The organism is Tessaracoccus sp. SD287 (genome assembly GCF_017355265.1).
In the GTDB taxonomy this organism is placed as follows: domain Bacteria; phylum Actinomycetota; class Actinomycetes; order Propionibacteriales; family Propionibacteriaceae; genus Aestuariimicrobium.
In genome coordinates this window covers 1-19,834 of the sequence record NZ_JADIJQ010000041.1, presented here as the reverse complement: position 1 = coordinate 19,834, position 19,834 = coordinate 1, and the positions used below count along the sequence as shown (strand labels likewise).

At 70.2% G+C, this 19,834-nt stretch carries 17 protein-coding genes and 1 pseudogene; 11 read left to right on the top strand and 7 right to left on the bottom strand.

From position 1 onward, the window contains the following. From IPV09_RS12825 to IPV09_RS12800, 6 genes are all read left to right on the top strand, one after another. Positions 1-878 (top strand): 1-acyl-sn-glycerol-3-phosphate acyltransferase (locus IPV09_RS12825; protein ID WP_207475658.1); only part of this gene is annotated, 878 nt, incomplete at its 5' end. After that, complete coding sequence (locus IPV09_RS12820) at positions 875-2,137, top strand: sensor histidine kinase (RefSeq protein WP_207475657.1); 1,263 nt, start codon at positions 875-877, stop codon at positions 2,135-2,137. The genes IPV09_RS12825 and IPV09_RS12820, both read left to right, overlap by 4 nt. Then, a complete protein-coding gene (locus IPV09_RS12815; protein ID WP_207475656.1) occupies positions 2,134-2,787 on the top strand; it encodes a response regulator transcription factor in 654 nt (217 codons plus the stop codon). The genes IPV09_RS12820 and IPV09_RS12815 overlap by 4 nt, the downstream gene beginning before the upstream one ends. A gap of 70 nt (positions 2,788-2,857) precedes the next feature. Further along, positions 2,858-4,243: a class II 3-deoxy-7-phosphoheptulonate synthase gene (locus tag IPV09_RS12810; protein ID WP_207475655.1), complete on the top strand. Its 1,386-nt coding sequence runs from the start codon at positions 2,858-2,860 to the stop codon at positions 4,241-4,243. Between the two features lie 48 nt (positions 4,244-4,291). Continuing rightward, entirely contained in the window at positions 4,292-4,939 is a 648-nt protein-coding gene (locus IPV09_RS12805; protein WP_207475654.1) for an MBL fold metallo-hydrolase, read from the top strand. A gap of 242 nt (positions 4,940-5,181) precedes the next feature. Further along, on the top strand, positions 5,182-5,442 hold the full coding sequence (locus IPV09_RS12800; RefSeq protein ID WP_207475653.1) for a hypothetical protein: 261 nt from the start codon (positions 5,182-5,184) through the stop codon (positions 5,440-5,442). A 9-nt stretch (positions 5,443-5,451) separates the two neighbouring features. Here IPV09_RS12800 and IPV09_RS12795 read toward each other — a convergent pair whose 3' ends face one another. The 3 genes and pseudogenes from IPV09_RS12795 to pknB form a co-directional block, all read right to left on the bottom strand. Then, on the bottom strand, positions 5,452-6,678 hold the full coding sequence (locus IPV09_RS12795) for a hypothetical protein (RefSeq protein ID WP_207475652.1): 1,227 nt from the start codon (positions 6,676-6,678) through the stop codon (positions 5,452-5,454). A 28-nt stretch (positions 6,679-6,706) separates the two neighbouring features. After that, positions 6,707-6,889 (bottom strand): PASTA domain-containing protein, encoded by a 183-nt coding sequence (locus tag IPV09_RS14350; protein ID WP_370590326.1) that lies wholly within the window; start codon positions 6,887-6,889, stop codon positions 6,707-6,709. A gap of 30 nt (positions 6,890-6,919) precedes the next feature. Then, positions 6,920-8,785 (bottom strand): annotated as a pseudogene (gene pknB, locus IPV09_RS12790) (Stk1 family PASTA domain-containing Ser/Thr kinase); the annotation flags it as partial. A 209-nt stretch (positions 8,786-8,994) separates the two neighbouring features. Between pknB and IPV09_RS12785 the strand changes: the two are divergent. Both IPV09_RS12785 and IPV09_RS12780 read left to right on the top strand, forming a co-directional pair. After that, a complete protein-coding gene (locus IPV09_RS12785; protein WP_207475650.1) occupies positions 8,995-9,834 on the top strand; it encodes a thiamine phosphate synthase in 840 nt (279 codons plus the stop codon). Positions 9,835-9,927: 93 nt separating this feature from the next. Further along, complete coding sequence (locus IPV09_RS12780) at positions 9,928-10,209, top strand: hypothetical protein (RefSeq protein WP_207475649.1); 282 nt, start codon at positions 9,928-9,930, stop codon at positions 10,207-10,209. An 18-nt stretch (positions 10,210-10,227) separates the two neighbouring features. Here the strand turns inward: IPV09_RS12780 and IPV09_RS12775 are convergent, their stop codons facing one another. Beyond that, the gene (locus tag IPV09_RS12775; RefSeq protein ID WP_207475648.1) at positions 10,228-11,352 is read right to left on the bottom strand and encodes a polyprenyl synthetase family protein; all 1,125 of its coding nucleotides are present in this window, start codon (positions 11,350-11,352) and stop codon (positions 10,228-10,230) included. A 51-nt stretch (positions 11,353-11,403) separates the two neighbouring features. Between IPV09_RS12775 and IPV09_RS12770 the strand changes: the two genes are divergently transcribed. After that, complete coding sequence (locus IPV09_RS12770; RefSeq protein WP_370590325.1) at positions 11,404-12,312, top strand: methylenetetrahydrofolate reductase; 909 nt, start codon at positions 11,404-11,406, stop codon at positions 12,310-12,312. Positions 12,313-12,345: 33 nt separating this feature from the next. On the opposite strand, the gene IPV09_RS12765 is transcribed toward IPV09_RS12770, so the two are convergent. The 3 genes from IPV09_RS12765 to IPV09_RS12755 all read right to left on the bottom strand — a co-directional run bounded on the left by IPV09_RS12765 (position 12,346) and on the right by IPV09_RS12755 (position 16,603). Beyond that, a complete protein-coding gene (locus IPV09_RS12765; protein WP_207475647.1) occupies positions 12,346-14,580 on the bottom strand; it encodes a UvrD-helicase domain-containing protein in 2,235 nt (744 codons plus the stop codon). Between the two features lie 116 nt (positions 14,581-14,696). Beyond that, on the bottom strand, positions 14,697-15,986 hold the full coding sequence (locus IPV09_RS12760; RefSeq protein WP_207475646.1) for a hypothetical protein: 1,290 nt from the start codon (positions 15,984-15,986) through the stop codon (positions 14,697-14,699). A 2-nt stretch (positions 15,987-15,988) separates the two neighbouring features. Next, entirely contained in the window at positions 15,989-16,603 is a 615-nt protein-coding gene (locus IPV09_RS12755) for a DUF4126 domain-containing protein (protein WP_207475645.1), read from the bottom strand. Between the two features lie 24 nt (positions 16,604-16,627). Here IPV09_RS12755 and IPV09_RS12750 point away from each other — a divergent pair, with 24 nt between their 5' ends. After that, positions 16,628-18,832, top strand: a complete 2,205-nt coding sequence (locus tag IPV09_RS12750) for an FdhF/YdeP family oxidoreductase (protein ID WP_207475644.1) — start codon at positions 16,628-16,630, stop codon at positions 18,830-18,832. Continuing rightward, a complete protein-coding gene (fdhD, locus tag IPV09_RS12745; RefSeq protein ID WP_207475643.1) occupies positions 18,833-19,681 on the top strand; it encodes a formate dehydrogenase accessory sulfurtransferase FdhD in 849 nt (282 codons plus the stop codon). The last annotated feature ends 153 nt before the right edge of the window (positions 19,682-19,834 follow it).

Here is a 19,834-nt window from a genome sequence, read left to right as displayed (position 1 = left end):
GCACCGGACGCAGGGCGGCCGACCGGGCCGGACAGTGGGCCCGACGCGCGAGCGCCCCGGCCCGGTCCCTGGCGGTCGCGCTGCGCGGTGAGGGACAGACCCAGGGCCTGCGGCACCTGCCGCAGGAGGGTCCGGTCATCATCGCCGTGAACCACCGCCACGCCCTGGACGGGCGAGCCCTGACCGCGGCATTGCCGCGGGCCGCCCTGGTGGTCTCGACCAGCGACCTGGAGTCGGCGGTGCGTGCCCGCCGCGCGGGCCGGGATCCACGACGCGACGCCTGGCGCACGGCGTTGGAGGAACTGGACCGGGGCGGGGTGGTGGCCGTCTTCCCGGAAGGGGCACCCTCGCCCGACACCGACCTGCACAAGGGCCGCGACGCGGTCGGGCGCCTGGTGCTGGCCGCCCACGTGCCCGTCGTGCCGGCGGTCCTCGACACCCGCTCGGCGTTGCTGGTGCTCGGACCGCCCCTGGAGTTCAGCCGGTTCGACGACCTGCCCGCCAACCGCACCCTGGCCCGTGGCGTCACCGACGAGGTGATCAGCGCCATCGCCGACCTCGGGCGGCTGCGCTACCTCGACACCTACCCGACCACTGCCCGCGACCAGCTGCGCAGCGCCGCCCAGAAACGCCGCGACCACCTGCGCTCCCTGGCCCAGGCACGGCGACTCGCCGAGCAGCGGGCCCTCGAGTCGCGGCAGCTGGCCGATCTCGAGGAACGGCGGGACCTGGCCCGCCTGCACCGCGACGCCGAGGAGCAGGCCCGCACCCGCGCCGAACAGGCCGCCGAGCGGGACCGGCAGCGCCGGGCACTGCAGGTGCCCGGCCAGACCGAGCACGACCACGTCGACGAGGATGTCGACGGGGACAGCAGGTGAGCAGTCAGGTGCCGTCCGCGCACCACCTGATGCGCTCCACCCAACGGGTGCTGGCCTGGGCCCGGGTGGCCCTGGCCCTGCACGCCTCGATGTACAACATCCTGCGCCTGGACAGCGTGAGGAACCCGTCCATGCTGTTGGGGGTCTCGGTGGTGATCCTGGCCTGGAGCCTGTTGCTGGCCAACATGACCGAGGTCTCGCGGCGACTGCAGCCCGTCCTGCTGGCCCTGGACGTCAGCCTGGCGCTGGTGGTCGTGCTCGGCTCGCGGTGGATCGTCGGCACCGAGGGCGCCGAAGCCTTCCCGCCGGCCTCGGTGTACTGGGCCGTCAGCGCCGCGCTGGCCGTCGCCGTCACCTTCGGCGGATGGATCGGCCTGGCCACCGCCGCGGTGATCGGACTGGGCAGCGTCGTCCAGACGCCGCTGGCGCACCCGCAGCTGTGGTCGTCGCTGTTCATCACCTGCCTCACCGCCTGGGGCATCGGCCAACTGGTGGACACCCTGCGCAAGACCACCGCCGAACGTGACCGCAGCCTGGCGGCCACCATGGCACTGGCCGAACGCGACCGGATGAACCGCATCGTCCACGACGGGGCGCTGCAGGTGCTGTCCATGGTCGAACGCGAGGGCCGCACGCTGGGGTCCCGCGGCCAGCGTCTGGCCCTGCTGGCCCGGCAGCAGGAGATCCAGCTGCGCACGGTGCTGCAGGACCGCACCGTCGAGGTCGAGGAGCCGGCCAGCAAGGGGGAGGGGCGGGTCGACGTCACCGCGATGCTCGACGCCATGTCGACCGACCGGGTGACCGTCTCGCGGATGGCGGACTCGATCACCATGCCCTTGGCCGACGCGCTGGAGGTACGGGCCGCCGTCGCGCAGGTGCTGCTGAACAGCGAACTGCACGCCGGCCCCGAGGCGCAGGTGTGGATGCTGCTCGAACAGGGCGACGGCGAGTTCATCATCTCGGTGCGTGACAACGGGGTCGGGATGAGCCGGGAGCAGGTGCGGCAGGCCGTCGACGCCGGCCGGCTCGGCATCCGCGAGTCGATCATCGGGCGCGTCAAGGAACTGGGCGGCACCGCCGAGGTGCGCTCCGAGCCCGGTCGCGGGGTGGAATGGGAGCTGACGATCCCGGTCGCCCCGGACGAGGGCGACCAGGACCCCGACGCCCTCCACTGGCCCGACCTGGAGCCACCCCCGGACCCCGTAGGCGCCGCCAGCAGCACCACCGAGACCACGAACACCAAGGACGGGACGAGATGAACCGCAAGAGAGTGATGCTGGTCGACGATCACCCGATCTGGATCGATGCGCTCAGCGAGGACCTCGAGGGTGAGGGCTTCGACATCGTCGCGGTCGCCCACAATGGTGAGGAGTGCCTGCGCCGGGCCCGGGCCACCCGCCCCGGGGTCATCGTGATGGACCTGCAGATCCCGCACCCGGACGGGGCGACGTGCACCGAGATCCTGCTCAACGAGTTCCCCGAGATGAGGGTGCTGGTCGTCTCGGCGTCGGGCGAGCGCGGCGACGTGCTGCGGGCAGTGAAGGCCGGGGCCATGGGCTACCTGGTCAAGTCGGCCCCCAAGGCCGAACTGATCGAGGGCGTGCGTCGCACGGCCCAGGGTGACGCGGTGTTCACCCCCGGCCTGGCCGGACTGGTGCTGGGCGAGTTCCGCCGGATGGTGACCGTGGCCCAGCAGCACAACGACGAGGGTCCGGTGCTGACGCCCCGCGAGGTGGACGTACTGCGGCGGGTCGCCAAGGGGCTGGCCTACCGCGAGATCGCCGAGGAGTTGGTGGTCAGCCACCGCACCGTCCAGAACCACGTCCAGAACGTGCTGCGCAAGCTGCAACTGCACAACCGCGTGGAGCTGACCCTGTACGCGATCGAGCAGGGCCTGGGCGAGGACTAGGGTCGCGGCCCGGCGTCCGCGCACGGATCACGGTGCAGGAACCCTCATGGCGACTGGCTACAGTTGGCCCATGTCTTCGGCAATCCCATCACTGGCTGACCTGCGTTCGCGACCTCTGCATCAACAGCCGACCTATCTCGACACCGACCATCGCGACCGCGTCGTTGACACCCTCAGCCAGCTCCCGCCGCTCGTCTTCGCCGGCGAGTGCGACGACCTGCGCCGCCAACTGGCCGCCGTCGCCCAGGGACGCGCGTTCCTGCTGCAGGGTGGTGACTGCGCCGAGACCTTCGCGTCGGTGCGCGCCGACAACATCAAGGGCAAGCTGCGGGTGCTGCTCAGCATGGCCGTCGTGATGACCTACGCCGCGCAGGTCCCGGTCGTGAAGGTGGGCCGCATCGCCGGCCAGTACGCCAAGCCGCGCTCCAAGGACACCGAGACCCGCGGTGACATCACCCTGCCGGCGTTCCGCGGTGACGCCATCAACGGCTTCGAGTTCACCGAGGAGTCGCGTCGGCATGACCCCGAACGACTGCTGCGGGTCTACAACGCCTCGGCGTCCACCCTGAACCTGGTGCGAGCCTTCGTCAAGGGCGGCTTCGCCGACCTGCGCGGCATCCACGCCTGGAACGCGGATTTCGTCGCCAACTCCAAGGTCGAGGCGCGCTACGAGGCGCTGGCCACCGAGATCGACCGGGCACTGGCGTTCATGGTCGCCTGCGGCCTCGACGATTCGACCATGAGCGAGGTCGACTTCTACGCCAGCCACGAGGCACTGCTGCTGGAGTACGAGCACTCGTTGACCCGCATCGACTCGCGCACCAATGAGCCCTACAACACGTCGGGCCACATGGTGTGGATCGGCGAGCGCACCCGCCAGTTGGACGGTGCCCACGTCGAACTGATGCGTCACATCAAGAACCCGATCGGCATCAAGCTGGGTCCCAAGACGTCCCCCGAGGACGCCGTGGCCCTGGCCGAGGCCCTCGACCCCGACCTCACGCCGGGGCGGCTGACCTTCATCATCCGGATGGGCGCCGGCAACGTCCGCGAGAAGCTGCCGCCGGTCATCAAGGCCATCGAGGCCACCGGCCGCAAGGTGGTCTGGTCGTGCGACCCCATGCACGGCAACACCTTCGAGGCCGCCAACGGGTTCAAGACCCGCGCCTTCAGTGACGTCTGCGAAGAGGTCAACGGGTTCTTCGACGTGCACCGCGACCTGGGCACCTGGCCCGGAGGTGTCCACATCGAACTCACCGGCGACGACGTCACCGAGTGCGTGGGCGGCGTCGACGAGTTGCGCGAGGAGGACCTGGCCACCCGCTACGAGACCGCGTGCGACCCGCGACTGAACCGCAACCAGTCGCTGGAGCTGGCCTTCATCGTCGCCGAGCGTCTGCGTGAGGGTGCCCAGCGCTTCAACCCCGTGCAGCAGTTCGAGGCCAAGGACCTGTGAGGTAGCGAACCAACCCGCTGACGCAGGCGTGGTGCAAGACTGGGGGGCATGCACATCACCCATCTTGGCCACGCCTGCGTGCTGGTGGAGGCGGCCGGCAAGCGCCTGCTGATCGACCCCGGCAACTTCTCCGATGCCTGGCACCAGCTCACCGGGTTGGACGCGATCCTGGCCACCCACCAGCACCCCGACCACTTCGACCCCCAGCACGGCCCGGCGCTGATCGCCGCCAACCCGGGTGCGGTGGTGGCGCTCGAGGCGCAACTCGCCGGCAAGGTCGACGGGGAGCAGATCAGGCCCCTGGTGCCCGGGGAGACCATCGATCTGGGCGACGGGGTGCAGGTGCGTACCGTGGGCGGTGCGCATGCGATCATCCACCCCGACATCCCGGGGGTGGGCAACGTCGGCCTGGTCGTCACGGAGGCTGGCGGACCGACCTTCTTCCACCCCGGCGACGCGCTGGACACCGTACCCCCGGACGTGGACGTGCTGGCGGTGCCCGCTCACGGGCCGTGGGCGGCGATGAAGGAACACATCGACTTCATTCGCGCCGTGGGAGCGGCGCACGGCTTCCTGATCCACGACGGTCTGCTCAGCGACCGCGGCTGGGAGCTGGCCTCGGCCCGCTTCCAGGAAATGACCCCGACCGAGTTCCGCGACCTGCGCGACGGCCAGCCGCACCTCTACGCGGTCTAGCCCCACAGACGTCGAGGGGGCCGTCGCCCACAGCCTGGCTGCGGTGCACGGCCCCCTCGGACAACGTCACTTCTTCTTGTTCTTCTTCGACTTCTTGTCCTTCTTGTCCTTCTTGTCGCTCTTCGCCTTGTCCTTGGCCATGGTCACGCACCCCCTTCCTGTCAATGAGTTATTGACGATGACGTCAACCTATCCTTGATGCTGGGGGAAAGCAAACACCGCGCTGCCGATAGGCTGGGGGCGTGTCGTCGCCATCTGTGAACCGCCGTCTCGCCAAGGCAATCGCTGCCCTCGAGGACGTTGCCGACCCGTTGGCGCGGTTGGATGCCGTGCGCCGGGCGCGCGAGGCCCTCGAGCAGCTCGAGGCGCAGACCGCCCGCCAGGCCCGCGAGGCCGGTGTCACCTGGGGGCAGATCGGTTCCCACTACGGCGTCTCCAAGCAGGCAGCGCAGCAGCGCTTCCGGGTCGCGAAGCCCCCGTCACCCGAGGCCCCGGGCGAGTAGAGCGCCGGGTCAGCGCTGGCCGATGGCCACCGGCGGCCGGGCGTGGCCCAGGTCCTGCCACACGAAGTTCGGCACCCGGGCGAAGAAGCCTTCCAGGAAGGCCTCGGTGACCTTGAGGGTGCCGACCTCGACCCGGGCACTGGTCTGGATCGCGCCGCGTCCATCCCACTCGAAGGGCACCGGGCGACTGGCCATCAGGTACTCCAGTTGGCGGGGGTGGAACACGTCGGAGGCAAACTTCGGGTCAGGGCAGCGCACCGTGAACGCCTGGTCGAAGTCGTGCCATTCGAACCGCACCCGGTCACCCATCAGGCCGCGGTTCACCTTGAACGGTCGGAACGCGAACCGGGGGTGGAACTCGACGATCTCTTCGGAGTGGTGGTCGGTCACGGTGCGGGTGGTGGTGCGTCCCTCGGAATCGGTGCTGGTGACCGTGCGGGTCGTCTCCCACCTGTGGGTGAGGGCAATGAACGGCAGGGTGGGATGCGACGAGATGATGCATCCCTCGGCGCGGTGGTTCTGGCCGCCGCCGGTGCACTCCACCAACTGCAGCAGCGAGTCGTCCCGGTTGCGGAACTCCCAGTGGGGGCTGCGGTACACGCTCAGGCGGGGCGGCTTCACGGGCCCCGGGTAGCCCTGCAAGGTGGGGGAGCCGAGTGCCCGGGCGGTGCCGGCCAGCGCCTCGACGTAGCCTGCCAGTTTGTCGGCCGGCTTGGGTGCCCCCAGCCCGACGAGTTGGTCGTGGTCAATCGACAGGTTCGGCGTCACGCCACCGAAGCCGCCCAGGGTGGGCGCGATGACCGCGGACACCGCCCGTCCGAACGGGGGATCGGCGGCCACGATCGTGACGGCGTCGTCCTGGTGGATGACGGTGCCGGTGGCGCCATTGCCCTTGGCGGTGGTGGGCAGGTGGTAGAACTCGGGCATCGACCGGGGCAGGGGCACGGTGACCACGTAGCCTGCGCCGCGGTAGGTGCTCGACCTGTACTCCAGGGCCTGAAAGGGGACACCGCTCGACGTTCGGCCAATGATCTGGTCGTCCACCCGGCGATCCTCGCCGAGGCCGAACGGCGGGCAGTTCAGCCCATGGACCGCCTCGAGGGACGGCCTGTCAATGAACTGCCAGCCACGTTCGGTGACCGAGGCGATGTAGGCCCGCTTGCGGAGGTACCAGACGACCAGGGCGATGATGCCGGCGGCCACCAGCACGACCAGGACGACTCCGATGACGCCCATGCCATCCATGTTTTCCTCTGTTCCGACGTCAGCTCACGTAGATCGTGACCGTTGATCCCTTGGGTGCCTGCTTGGCGACGCCGGGGTCCTGGACGGCGACCACGTTGAGCCGCACCCAGGCCTCGGTGTTGTAGACGACCTTGACGGCGAAGCCGGCGTTCGTCAACCGCTGCTTGGCCGTCGCCTCGTCGGCGCCGGTCACCTTGGGCACGCTCACCAGCACCGGCCCCTTCGAGACGACCAGGTTGATGGTGTCCCCAGCCTTGCCGCTGCCGGTGTCGGGGGACTGGCTGATGACCTGCCCCTTCGGGATGGAGTCGTGGTGCTGCTCGGTGCTGGTGACCTTGAAGCCGAGCCCGGCCAGCGTCCCGGTGGCCGCAGCCGCCTGCTTGCCCGTGTGGTTGGTGATGGGGATCGGCTTCGGCCCGCGGGAGATGACCAGGTCGATGGGGGTGTCGCGCTTCAGCGACGCCTCGGGTGCCTGCGACGCGGTGAGCACCCTGTCGACGGGTGCGCTGCGGTGGTAGGCGCGGGTGACCCGGCCGACCTTGAGGTTCGCCCCAACGATGGCCTGGGTGGCCTCGGCGAGATTCATGTCGGCCAGCGAGGGCATCGGGTAGCGCTCGGGACCGCGTGAGATCACCGCGCGAATCTCGGAGCCCTTGAGCACTCGGGCACCGGCCGTCGGGTCGGTGGAGATGACCTGTCCCGCCGGGACGTCCTCGGAGTACTGCTCGGTGCTGGTGAAGCCGAACCCGGCGGTCTCGGCGTTCACCCTGGCCTGGTCCCTGGTCTGGGTCTGCAACGAGATCGCGGTGGTCCAGCGCCCGTGGGCCATGTACCAGTAGCCGGACCCGCCGGCGGTGAGGGCCAGGACCAGGACCAGCAGCAGGGCGACGAGCCCTCGACGGCGGCGGTGGACGGGGTCCTGGCTCATGTTCGGGAAGATGGGCGTGGCCTGGCTGCGGGGTCGCTGCGGACGCGCGGCCGTCTGCTCCAGGCCACGGGCCGGTGCGTCGGCCGCCTGGCCGACCGGACGCCAGCGTGGCGCCGCCGGCGCTTCGTGGGGGGAGGTGGGTACCGCCGTGCGGGGAATGCTTCCGGTGGTCGAGGTGGCCGGCGAGGAGGCACTGCGCGGTCGGAACGACACCGGCTTCGGCGGGGCCGGCACCGGCGTGCGCAGCATCCGCGCGGTCAGGGCGGGGTCGTCCACGATGCCCTGGCCCAGCGTGTGGCGAGCCTTGCGCAGCAGGGTCAGCAGTTCGCGGGCGTCAGCGGGACGCGAACCCGGCTGGCGGCTCGTGCAGGCCTGGACGAGCGCGTCCAGGTACGGCGGAATGATGCGCCGCGAGTCCCGACGCCAGGTGCCGTCGGCGTGCACGACCGTGCTGGGCGCCGGCACGTCATGGTGGACGTGGCTCCAGGCCACCTGGATGGGGGTGTCACCCTTGTGCGGCTTCTGACCGGTCAGCATCTCGAAGAGCACCACCCCCGTCGAGTAGACGTCGGAGCGGGCGTTGGCGCGTCCGGCGGTCACCAGTTCGGGGGGAAGGTAGCTGACGGTGCCGATCAGCAGGCCCTGCGTGGCGGTCGCCGTCTGGGCCGTGACGGCGCGGGCCAGACCGAAGTCGGCCACCTTGATCTCGCCGCGGTCGCTGATCAGGACGTTCTCGGGTTTGATGTCGCGGTGCACCAACCCGGATTCGTGGGCGCTGGCCAGGGCGTGGACCACGGGTTCGAGCAGGTCGAGGGCGCGCAGCGGCTCCAGTGGTGCCTCGCGGGTGAGGATGTGGCGCAGCGTGCAGCCCTCCACGTACTCCATCACGATGTAGGGACGGTCACGGTCGACGCCCTGGTCGAAGACGCTGACGACGTGCTGGTTGGACAGCCGGGCAGCCGCTCGGGCCTCGCGGTCGAACTTCCGGGCGAAGTCGGCGTCGTCGCCGAGCCCGTCGTGCATCACCTTGACCGCCACCACGCGGTCCAGACGCCGATCCTGCGCGCGATAGACGGTTGCCATGCCGCCACGAGCCACGCGCGCCAGGATCTCGTAGCGACCGTCAAGCACCCGACCGACCAAGGGGTCGCTCACGCTTGTTGTGGTCACGTAACTGCTCCAAACACGGTCCGGGGAATGGGGGGAAGAGGCCGTGTCAGCCTGAGTCTCATCCTAGGGTCAAGGGTCTGTCCCGGCCGCCGCATTGGGGCGGCGAGTCGTGGTCGAAGATGGCGTCGGTGGTCGACCATGTCGGTGCCGTCTGCTAGTGCGGGCACGTCCTCGGCCCCGGGTGTTGACGTGCGCCCTATCCTGACCATGTGACTGCACTTATCGGACTCAAGGACAACCTGGCGTTGTCGCGCGTGCACGTGATCACCGACCTGCGCGGGGGCACTGAGGCCTTCGTCGGCTTCCTCGACCTGCTGTTCAGCGCCGGGGTCGACCTGGTGCAGGTGCGCGACGACAGCGTCGGAACCGATGTCCTGCGCGAAGCCCTGGACGCCGCCGTCCAGCCCACCTTCGACCACCGCAAACTGCTCTGTGTCGGGCGCGACACCGAGGTCGCGGAGGCCTTCCAGGCAGACCTGTTGCACCTGGGCTCCACCGACGGCGACCTGGGTGATGCCCGCAAGCGCCTCGGCAAGTGGTCGCTGGTCGGCCGCTCGGTGCACGACCAGGCCCAACTCGACCACGCGGTGCGTGAGGGCGCCGACTGGCTGACGGTGGGCCCCGTCTTCGGCAGCGATGCCCCGGGCCTGGAACTGGTGCGGCAGGCCGCGGCGGCGCTCCCGGTCGCCGACGAGGCCTCGCCCCCCTGGTTTGCGGTCGGCGGCATCACCCTGGACAACCTGGACGAGGTGCTGTCGGCCGGTGCCGTCCGCATCGCCGTCGCGTCCGCCGTGACCCGGGCCGAGGATCCGCAGGCCGCCGCCGAGGAGTTCGTCAGGCGGGTGCGGAGCCACTGGAACTCGCGCGATGACCTGGCCGACTACGCCTTCCGGGCGATGGGCGGCCCGCACAAGGACGCGACCCTCAACCCCGGTGTGGTCGCCGGACCCCCTGACCAGGTTGATGCCCCACCCCGCCGCGAGTCCTTCGACGCCGTCGAGGATGTGCCGGACGTGCCCCCGCGCCGGGGCGCCGAGGATCCCCGCTGACGTGGGTCCGGGCCTGCCGACGCCGGACTATCATGTGGGCATGTTCCACGAACGCTGCGGCCTGCAGCCCGACTGTGTGGTGGTGATGGCCCGATGAGCAACATCTTCGAGATCTTCAATCCGAGTGATCGCCACTGGAAGGAACAACGCGACTTCGACAAGGTCCACGTGTTCACCACCAAGAAGGGTGGCCGTGGCCCGATGCAGGTCGACCTCGACGACAAGACCATCGTGCTGCCCACCGGCAGGAAGGCCGACCCCGCCGCGGACAGGCCCATCAAGCGCGGCAGCCAGCGCGCGACCGAGAAGCCAGAGGACACGGAGAAGGCTGAGGAACCCGCCGTCACGCCGAAGCGGCCCCGACGCCGGTCGTGATCCCCGCGGCGACGGGGCTCAGCGCTGCCGGACGCTGACCAGCTCGCCCAACGACTGCAGCGCCTGACGTCCCTCGTCGGTCACCCTGGCCTGCCCGAGGATGGCCAGCGCCTGCTCGACGCTGGTGCTGATCTCGGCCTCGACGGCCTGGTCGGCGCCCACCGAGGTGATGATGTCGCGGGCCCGGTCGATGGCTGCCCGGTCCAGGTCGGGGGCGCCGAGCATGGCATCCAGCGCCTCGGCCTGCGCCCGGGTGCCGCGGGCCAGGGCATGGGCCACCAGCACCGTCCGCTTGCCCTCCCGCAGGTCGTCGCCGGCGGGTTTGCCGGTCACGGACTCGTCCCCGAAGACCCCCAGCAGGTCGTCCCGGAACTGGAAGGCGCGACCCACCAGGGACCCGTAGTCGGCCAGCAGGGTCTGCGTCGCGGCGTCGGCGCCGCCCAGGGCGGCACCGATCTGCAGCGGGTGGCGCACCGAGTAACGGGCCGACTTGTAGTCGGTGACGCGGTAGACGCGGTCGAGTTCGGTCTGCAGCCCGGCCGGGTCGAGCGCGTCGTCGGAGGCGAGCAGACGGGTCTGGCTGACGACGTCCAGGAACTGCCCGCAGGTGACCTCGGCACGCATGGTCTCCAGCAGCCGGGTGGCGGGACCGCGGGTGGCCTCAGGCAGGTCGGTGCGGTTGAACATCTCACCGCTCCAGACCAGCAGCAGGTCGCCCAGCAGGATGGCGCCGGCCCGTCCGAACGCTGCGGCATCACCGCGTCCACCCTCGGCCTCGTGCCAGGCCTGCAGTTGGCGGTGCGCCGCCGGCACGCCGCGGCGGGTGTCGGAGGCGTCCATCACGTCGTCGTGCACCAGCGCCGAGACGTGCAGCAGGTCGAGCGAGGCCGCCGCCCGGACCAGCCAGCCATCCTGTTCGGGGTAACCCGCCGCCGCGACATGGCCCCAGTAGCAGAAGGCCGGACGGAACCGCTTGCCCCCACTGGTGAACTCGACGGCCATCCGGTGCAGGTGGTCGAGTTCGGCGCCGACCCCCCGGGTCGAGTGACGTTGCTCGTCGAGGAAGTCGGTGATGGCGCCGCCCACGGCGTCCCGGAAACCCTTGCTGACCGGCTCTGATGCCGGGAACTGTGCGTGTGCCACGTACTGAGCCTAGGCCACGGGGCCGAGCGGGGGTCACTTAGGCTGGAGCGCGTGCCACCTTCCGAGAACCCGTCACGTGACCGTCCGACCATCGCAGCGATGCTGCGGGAATCGAAGCGACCGCTGTTCTCGTTCGAGTTCATGCCCCCGCGCAGCGAGGACGAGGTCGACCTGCTGTGGACGGCCATCGAGAACCTGGAGCCGCTGAACCCCGACTTCGTGTCGGTCACCTATGGCGCCAACGGGTCGAACCGGGAGCGCACGATCCGCACCACCAAGCAGGTCATGGAACGCACCCGCCTGCAGGCCGTCGGCCACCTGACCGTGGTCGACCAGCCAGTGAGCCAGCTGCGCGAGGTGCTGAACAACTACACCGCCGCCGGGGTCACCCACATCCTGGCGCTGCGCGGCGACCCTCCGGGCGGGGCCACCGACGACTTCATCGCGCATCCCGAGGGCCTGGACAATGCGACCGAACTGGTGCGTTTCGTGAAGCAGTCCGGGGACTTCTGCGTCGGTGTCGCGGCCTACACCGCCCCCCGGGGGCAGGGAGGGCTGGAGGAGGAGGCCCGGGTCCTGCTCGAGAAGTCCCGGGCGGGGGCCGAGTTCGCCATCACCCAGCTGTTCTACGAACCGGATGCCTACTTCGACCTCGTCGACGCGGTCCGCGGCCTGGGCTGCGACATGCCCATCATCCCGGGCATCATGCCGGTGACCAGCATCGGGCAGTTGGACCGGTTCGCGATGCTGGGAGGCAGCGACCTGCCCCAGACGATGGTCGACCGGCTGATGGCCGTGGCCGACGACCCGGAGGCGGTGCGCAAGGTCGGCGCCCGCATCTGCAGCGAGCTGGCCGTGACCCTGCTGCGCGGCGGCGCGCCGGGCCTGCAGTTCTTCACCCTGAACAGGTCCAAGGCGACCATGCGCATCTTCGAGATGCTCAAGGGCAGGCACTGGTAGGACGCCCGCCACCCGCGGAACGCCGGCCAGTGCTCAGAGGGCGTCGCGCCAGCGGGCCGGTTGGCCACGGTCGACGTCAATGGTCACCAGGCGCTGGGTCGGACGGGTCAGCGCCACGTACAGCACCCGCTCCCGACCAGGGGTCTGCTCGACGATGTCGTCGGGGGAGACCACGATCACCGCGTCGTACTCCAGGCCCTTGGCCTGCAACGGGGTGACCACGCGGGCACGGTCGGCCAGGCCTGCCGCGTCGACGCCGGCGGCGGCCCGACCGATCAGTGTCGGGGGGGCCAGCACACCGATGGTGCCCTCCACGGCCCGGGCCAGGGTACGCAGGTGGCCGGCGATCGCGGACTCGAGGTGGCTGTCGGTGGCCGTGTCCAGCACGGGTTCGAATCCGGTCGAGCGCACCGCGACCGGAAGGTCGGCGTCGGGGGCGACGGCGCTGATGACCTTGGCCGCCATCGTGAACACCTCCGCCGGTGAACGGTAGTTGGTGGTCAGCCTGAACTCCTGCCGGGGGCCGCTGCCGACCAGGTCGTTGATGGCACGGCGGGTTTCGTCCAGGTGCGGGTAGGAGCTCTGCGCCATGTCGCCGACCAGGGTCCAACTGGCCTGCGAGCCGCGGCGACGCAGCATCCGCCACTGCATCGGGGTGATGTCCTGGCTCTCGTCGACCAGCACGTGGGCAAAGGTCTGCTGCGGGTCGTCGTCCGGGTCAACCTCGCGGTGGGTGGTCATCAGGTCGGCGGTGCTGACCAGTTCGGCGACGTCGCCGCCCTCGATGAAGACGGGGGTGTCCGCCTCGGGGTCGACCTCGGGAAGGCCGATGATGGCCACCAGTTCGTCCATCAGGGCCATGTCGGCCACCGACCACGGCGACGACTTCTGCCGCGAGGCCTGCTCGAGCAGGCCAGGGTCGTAGGAGTCGCTGAGGATGTCGCGTTCCTCGGGGGTCAGGTTGCGGGCGACGGTGTCCAGCAGGGCCCGATCACTGAGCCGCACCAGCACGTCACGGGCCTCGAGGCTCGGCCACCAGGCCTGCATGAACATGGTGAACGAGGCCTGCGAACTGGCCAGGTCGTCGAAGACCTCACGGCTCAGTTCGGCCTCGTTGGTGAACTTGTTCCACAACGCCTGCTGCAGCGCCTTCTCGGCGGCCGGGCGGGCGCGGTTGATCATCCGCGTCTCGAGCACCTGTTCGCGGATCCGGAGCAACTCGGCCGGCTGCAGCGAGAGCGCCTCACCCTTGACGGTGATGCGCAGGGGTTCGAGCAGCCCGGTCAGCGGCTCGTTGGCGACCGCGCGCAGCACCGGCAGCATCCGCAGGCTGCCCTTCAGCGTGGCCGCGTCGGCGGCATCGGTGCGTTCGGTGGTGAAGCCGAGCACGTCGCGGGCCACGGCGCCGATGGCATGCAGGGTGACGGCATCCTCACCGAGGCTGGGCAGCACCCGTTCGATGTAGTTCATGAACACCGACGAGGGTCCCACCACCAGCACCCCGCCACGCTCCAGACGGCGACGGTAGGTGTAGAGCAGGTAGGCAGCGCGGTGCAGGGCCACGACGGTCTTGCCGGTGCCGGGTCCCCCCGAAATGAGGGTGACGCCCTGGTAGTGCGACCGAATCGCCTCGTCCTGCTCGGCCTGGATGGTGGCGACGATGTCGCGCATGGCGTCACCGCGGGCCCGGGCCAGCGAGGCCATCAGCGCACCCTCGCCGATCACCACCAGGTCGGACGAGGAGTCGTCGTCGAGCAGGTCGTCCTCGATGCCGATGACCTTGTCGTTGCGGCAGCGCAGCACGCGCCGCCGAATCACGTTCATCGGGTTGGTCGGGGTGGCCCGGTAGAACGGCTCGGCCGCAGGTGCGCGCCAGTCGATGACCAACGGTTCGTAGTCGTTGTCGCGCACCCCGATGCGTCCGATGTAGCGGGTGTCGGGGGTGGTGAGGTCCAGGCGGCCGAAGACCAGCCCGTCGTGCTCTGCGTCCAGGGTGGCCAACCGCTTGGCCGACTGGTAGGCGAAGGCGTCGCGCTCGAACAGGGCGGTTCCGTCCTCCTCGCGCAGGAAGTCCGAGCGGTCGGTCTGGAACCGGCGGCGGCCCTCGTCGGCGACCTGGCGGGCCGACTGGGTGGCCACGGCCAGGGCGGCGTAGACCCGGTCGACGTGTGCCTGTTCGGCGGCCAGTTCACGGGTCAACGTGTCGGGCGGTGTGGTGCTGACCTCGGCGGACGAGGTGGCGGTGGACGGGGACTCTGGATGCTGCAAGGCGTGTGTCCTTCGCGACGGCTGACGGTCCAGACTACTCCTAGTGGGTCACCGGGCCGAATGAATCGGCCGTGGGTGAACGTGATGTCCCACCCGCAGGGGCGGTGGCCGGCCGGTCAGCGGCGGCGACGGCCGGGGATGTTGGCCTTGTTGGTCGGTCGGATGTCCTGCCCGGTGAGCCGTTCGTGCACGTGGTAGGCGACCAGCGCTGCGCTGAGCACCTCGGCCCAGGGCTCGTTGCCGGCATGGGACGCCGCCGACGCCCGCCACGGGTCGGCGGCGGTGGCGGGGGCGATCGGGGGACGTTCGGTCCAGGCGCGCCAGCTGGACAGGTCCCAGCCGTGCGCCGGGTCGGGGTCGCCGGGGTGGGTGTGGTCGTGGCTGGTGACCAGGACCCCAGCAGCGGTGCTGCGCTGCCAGGCGATGACCACCCCGGCGTCGGTGTGGAAGACCGACTCGGCCAGACCCTCGACCGGGCCCAGGTCGGGATGCAGGTCGTGGCTGATCGTGGGTGGACGCGCCGCGGCGAGCTCAGGTTGTCGGTGCAGCAGCCGACGCCACCGCGGGCCCTGGGACGGGTCAGGGGCGGGGGCGAGCGCCTCGATGACGACCTGCGCGTCGCCGGGCTCGGACTCCAGTTCGACCTGCCGGTCGACCAGCCGGTCGGTGAGCACCCCGACCAGGGCGTTCATGGCCAGCGCGCGGGGCTGCTGGTCGGGGTCCAGGGGTGCGGTGGACAGGTGCCACCGTCCGAAGGTGCGGGGCAGCGTCCACCGCGTGGCCAGCCACGCCGGGGCCCGTTCCGGGTCGCGGGCCCCGGCCCGGAAACCGGCGCTGAGCAACAGCTGGGCCAGGCGGGGTTCGTCGAGTTGCTGGGCCAGCTGACCCAGGGTGCGGCCCTGCCACAGGGCACGGCCATCCGGGTGCGTGGGGAAGGGACGCTCGACGCCGGCCATCCGCAGTTCCTGCCACAGGTCGTCGACCTGGTCGAGCAGACCGGTCCAGCGGGTGGCGGGCCCGTCGCCGAGGACCTCGCGGATGCCGCGCAGGTGACCGGCGCGGTCATCGGCCAGCGCCAGTTCGGTGCCGTCGGCGAAACGGTGCACGGCCGGTGGTGCCGGGACCAGGTCGAGGTGGTGGGCATTGAGTTCGGTGACCAGCGGCCGTCCGGACTTCTTCAGCAGGTCACGCCAGGCCGCGGGCAGGGTGAAGACCGGCTCAAGGTCGTCGACGAGCAGACCCGGGTCGTCGGTGGCCGCGGCACCGGCGCCGAGCGGGCGTCCGTGGGCCCGTCCACCGAGGGGCCCGGCGGGGTCGAGGCTGACCCGGTGACCCACCCGGGCCAGACGGATGGCGGCGGCGAGCCCGGCAGGGGAGGCGCCGTGGACGTGGATGTGGTGGGTCACGGTCAGGGGATGCCCGGTTCGGGACTGCTCGGTTCGGGGGCGTGGGTGAGCCGGCGCCGCAGGGCACGGTAGCCCTGGCGCACCTTGGCGAACAGATAGCTGAAGATGATCAGTGTGGCGACCAGCAGGATGCCGGCGACCACGGCCGCGGCGACCGGATTCAGCGCGGCGATGCCGAGCACCGTGACCAGGCCGAGGTCACCGGCCACCGAGTGGCCGACGTTGCTCACGGGTTCGGGCGAGGTGTTGATCGCCAACCGGGTGCCGGCCTTGGTGATGTGGCTCAGCAGGGCGGTCAGACCACCGACGCTGGCCAGCGTGACCGTCAGCAGGTCACCGGACTCGCCGGCGATCAGGCCCCCGATGAGGGCCCCGGCGACGGGACGGATGATCGTCGAGATCGAGTCCCAGACCGAGTCCAGGTAGGGGATCTTGTCGGCCACCAGTTCCAGCAGTCCCAGCACGCCCATCACCACCAGCACGTCGATGCGCCCGAAACCCTCGGGCACGTCGGCCATCCCCGCGAAGCGTCCGAGCAGGCCCAGGACGAAGACGGTGGCGTAGGCGTTGATGCCACTCGCCCAACCGGCGGCGAACGACAGCCCGAACAGTTCCATGGGTTCAGGGTAGCCTTCACAGGCATGGAGGACTCACTGAGGATCAGCAGGCCCAAGAAGGCTGCGGCCGGCGTCGCCGGGGTGGTCCACGCCATGGGTTTCGCCGTCCGCGAGGGTGCGCTGCTGCCCCTGCTCAAGGTCAACCAGACTGACGGCTTCGACTGCCCGGGCTGCGCCTGGCCCGACCCGCAGACCCGTCACGTCGCCGAGTTCTGCGAGAACGGTGCCAAGGCCGTCGCCGAGGAGACCACGGCACGGCGTTGCGGTCCCGACTTCTTCGCCGAGCATGACGTGGCCGACCTGCGTGGTCGCAGCGACCACTGGCTCGGACGACAGGGTCGTCTCACCACGCCCATGTGCCTGCGCCGTGGGGCGACCACCTACGAGCCGGTCAGCTGGGAGTTCGCGCTGGACCTGATCGCCTCGAAGCTGGGCTCCATCGACGCCGACCAGGCCGTCTTCTACACCTCGGGACGCACCAGCAACGAGGCCGCCTTTCTCTACCAACTGCTGGTGCGACGCCTGGGCACCAACAATCTGCCCGACTGCTCCAACATGTGCCATGAGTCCTCGGGCAGTGCGCTGACCGAGACCATCGGCATCGGCAAGGGCACCGTCACCCTCACTGACGTCGAGACCACCGAACTGGTGTTGATCAACGGGCAGAACCCCGGCACCAATCACCCCCGGATGCTGAACGCTCTCGAGAAGGTGAAGGCCGGCGGCGGCAAGATCATTGCCATCAACCCCCTTCCCGAGGCCGGGCTGATCAACTTCAAGAACCCGCAGTCCCTCAAGGCCGTCACTGGCGGTGTGCCGCTGGCCGACGAGTTCTGCCAGATTCGCGTCAATGGCGACCTGGCGCTGTTCCGGGCACTGAACCGCATCCTGATCGACCGCGACGCCATCGACCACGAGTTCATCGCCACCCACTGCGCCGGTTTCGACGACTACGCCGCCTCCCTGACGGTGGACCGGGCCGAGACCGAGTTCGCCACCGGGATGGCGTGGCACCAGATCGAGCGGGTCGCCGACATGGTCGCTCAGGCCAACACCGCGGTGGTGTGCTGGGCCATGGGTCTGACCCAGCACAAGAACTCGGTGCCCACCATCAAGGAGATCGTCAACTTCCTGCTGCTGCGCGGCAACATGGGCAAGCCCGGCGCCGGCGCCTGCCCCGTCCGCGGCCACTCGAACGTGCAGGGCGACCGGACGGTGGGCATCTACGAGAAGCCGTCACGGGCGTTCACCGACGCGCTGTCCAGGGCCTTTGACTTCGAGGCACCCACCGAGCCCGGTTACGACGTGGTCGACGCGATCCGCGCCATGCGCGACGGCAAGGTCAAGCTGTTCATGGGCATGGGCGGCAACTTCGTCCGCGCCACCCCCGACTCGGAGGTGACCGAGGCGGCGCTGGCCACTGTCGAGTTGACCGTGCAGGTCTCGACGAAGCTCAATGGCTCCCACGCGTTCACCGGCGCCGAGGCGCTGATCCTGCCGACCCTGGGACGCACCGACGCCGACCCGCAGGCCACCGGCCCGCAGGACGTCACCGTCGAGGACTCCATGGGCATGGTGCACGCCTCGCGCGGGCGGCGCGAGTTCGGCGGGGTGCTCTCGGAGGTGGCGATCGTCACCGAACTCGGCAGAAGGGTCTTCGGTGACGCCTACTGGGACGAGTTCCGCGCCGACTACAGCCGGATCCGCGACAAGATCTCCGAGGTGGTCCCCGGCTTCGAGGACTTCAACGAACGCATTCGGACCCCCGGCGGCTTCGCCCTGCCGAACGGGCCACGGGAGCGTCGCTTCACCACCGCCTCGGGCAAGGCCCACTTCACGGTGAACCCGCTGACCGTCGTCCGCACCCCGCCGGGGCACCTGATCCTGCAGACGGTGCGCAGCCACGACCAGTACAACACCACCGTCTACGGTCTGGACGACCGCTACCGTGGCGTCAAGGGCGGCCGCAGGGTGGTGTTCGTCCACCCCGACGACCTGGCCGACCTGGGCATCGCCGATGGCGAGCACGTCACCCTGGTGTCGGTGCACGAGTCGGGGGAGCGGCGTGCCCCCGACTTCCGGGTGGTCGCCTACGACACCGCCCGCGGGTGTGCCGCCGCCTACTTCCCCGAGACGAACGTGCTGGTGCCGCTGGACTCGGTGGCCGACACCTCCCAGACGCCGACGTCGAAGTCGATCATCATTCGCCTCGAGCGTGGGGACGCCTGAGTGGGGCGCATCACCGTTCCCCACCCGGTCACCCGGGTCGTGGTGGACGACGACGTCACGGTGACCAGGCACCCCGACCGACTCGTCGCCGAGGAGCCGCTGGAGATTCGGGTGAACGGCGCCGCGCTCACGGTGACCATGCGCACCCCTGGCGATGACGTGCACCTGGCCCACGGCTTCCTGCTCACCGAGGGCATCATCGCTGACCCCCAGCACGTCGCCACCGCCCGCTACTGCGCTGGAGCGGTGGTGGCCGACGAGACGGGGATGCCGCAGAACACCTACAACGTGCTCGACGTGCACCTCGCTCCCGGTGTGCCCGCGCCGGTGGTCGACCCGACCCGGAACTTCCCCACGTCCTCCTCATGCGGGGTGTGCGGCAAGGCGAGCATTGATGCCATCGAGCAGCAGATTCGCTGGCCCGTTGCCGACGACCCGGTCAGGTTGGATCCCCGGGTGCTGGTCGGGTTGCCCGACCAACTGCGTGAGCACCAGAGCGCCTTCGACCGCACCGGCGGGCTGCATGCCGCCGGGCTCTTCACCACTGACGGCCAGTTGCTGAGGGCAGCCGAGGACGTGGGCCGGCACAACGCCGTCGACAAGGTGCTGGGGTGGGCGCTGCTGCGGGGGCTGCTGCCGGCCCGTGGGCACGTGCTGGTGGTGTCGGGGCGGGCGGGTTTCGACCTGACCCAGAAGGCCCTGATGGCCGGTGTCCCCGCGATGGTGTCGGTGTCGGCGCCGTCCTCGTTGGCAGTGGAGATGGCCGTGACGGCGGGCATGACCCTGGTCGGGTTCACCCGGACGCCATCGTTCAATGTCTATGCGGGGGCCGGACGCCTGGGCGTTTGAGGCGGATTGCGACGAGGAGCCGTGAGCGGCGGCGAGTCACGGGTTCAGGTGTAGGTGTGTGCTCGGGCGTGGATGCGCATGAGGATGGCCCAGTTGTCGGGGTCGACGTCGTCTGGTCGTTCGGGTTGGATGGGTAGCGAGGGTGCTGCCTCT

Excerpts from the sequence above, each read along its gene's own strand:
- IPV09_RS12805 (WP_207475654.1), top strand. The coding sequence starts at position 4,292 with ATGCACATCACCCATCTTGGCCACGCCTGCGTGCTGGTGGAGGCGGCC.
- IPV09_RS12755 (WP_207475645.1), bottom strand. The coding sequence starts at position 16,603 with ATGGAACTGTTCGGGCTGTCGTTCGCCGCCGGTTGGGCGAGTGGCATC.
- IPV09_RS12810 (WP_207475655.1), top strand. The coding sequence starts at position 2,858 with ATGTCTTCGGCAATCCCATCACTGGCTGACCTGCGTTCGCGACCTCTG.
- IPV09_RS12780 (WP_207475649.1), top strand. The coding sequence starts at position 9,928 with ATGAGCAACATCTTCGAGATCTTCAATCCGAGTGATCGCCACTGGAAG.
- IPV09_RS12815 (WP_207475656.1), top strand. The coding sequence starts at position 2,134 with ATGAACCGCAAGAGAGTGATGCTGGTCGACGATCACCCGATCTGGATC.
- IPV09_RS12795 (WP_207475652.1), bottom strand. The coding sequence starts at position 6,678 with ATGGGCGTCATCGGAGTCGTCCTGGTCGTGCTGGTGGCCGCCGGCATC.
- IPV09_RS12750 (WP_207475644.1), top strand. The coding sequence starts at position 16,628 with ATGGAGGACTCACTGAGGATCAGCAGGCCCAAGAAGGCTGCGGCCGGC.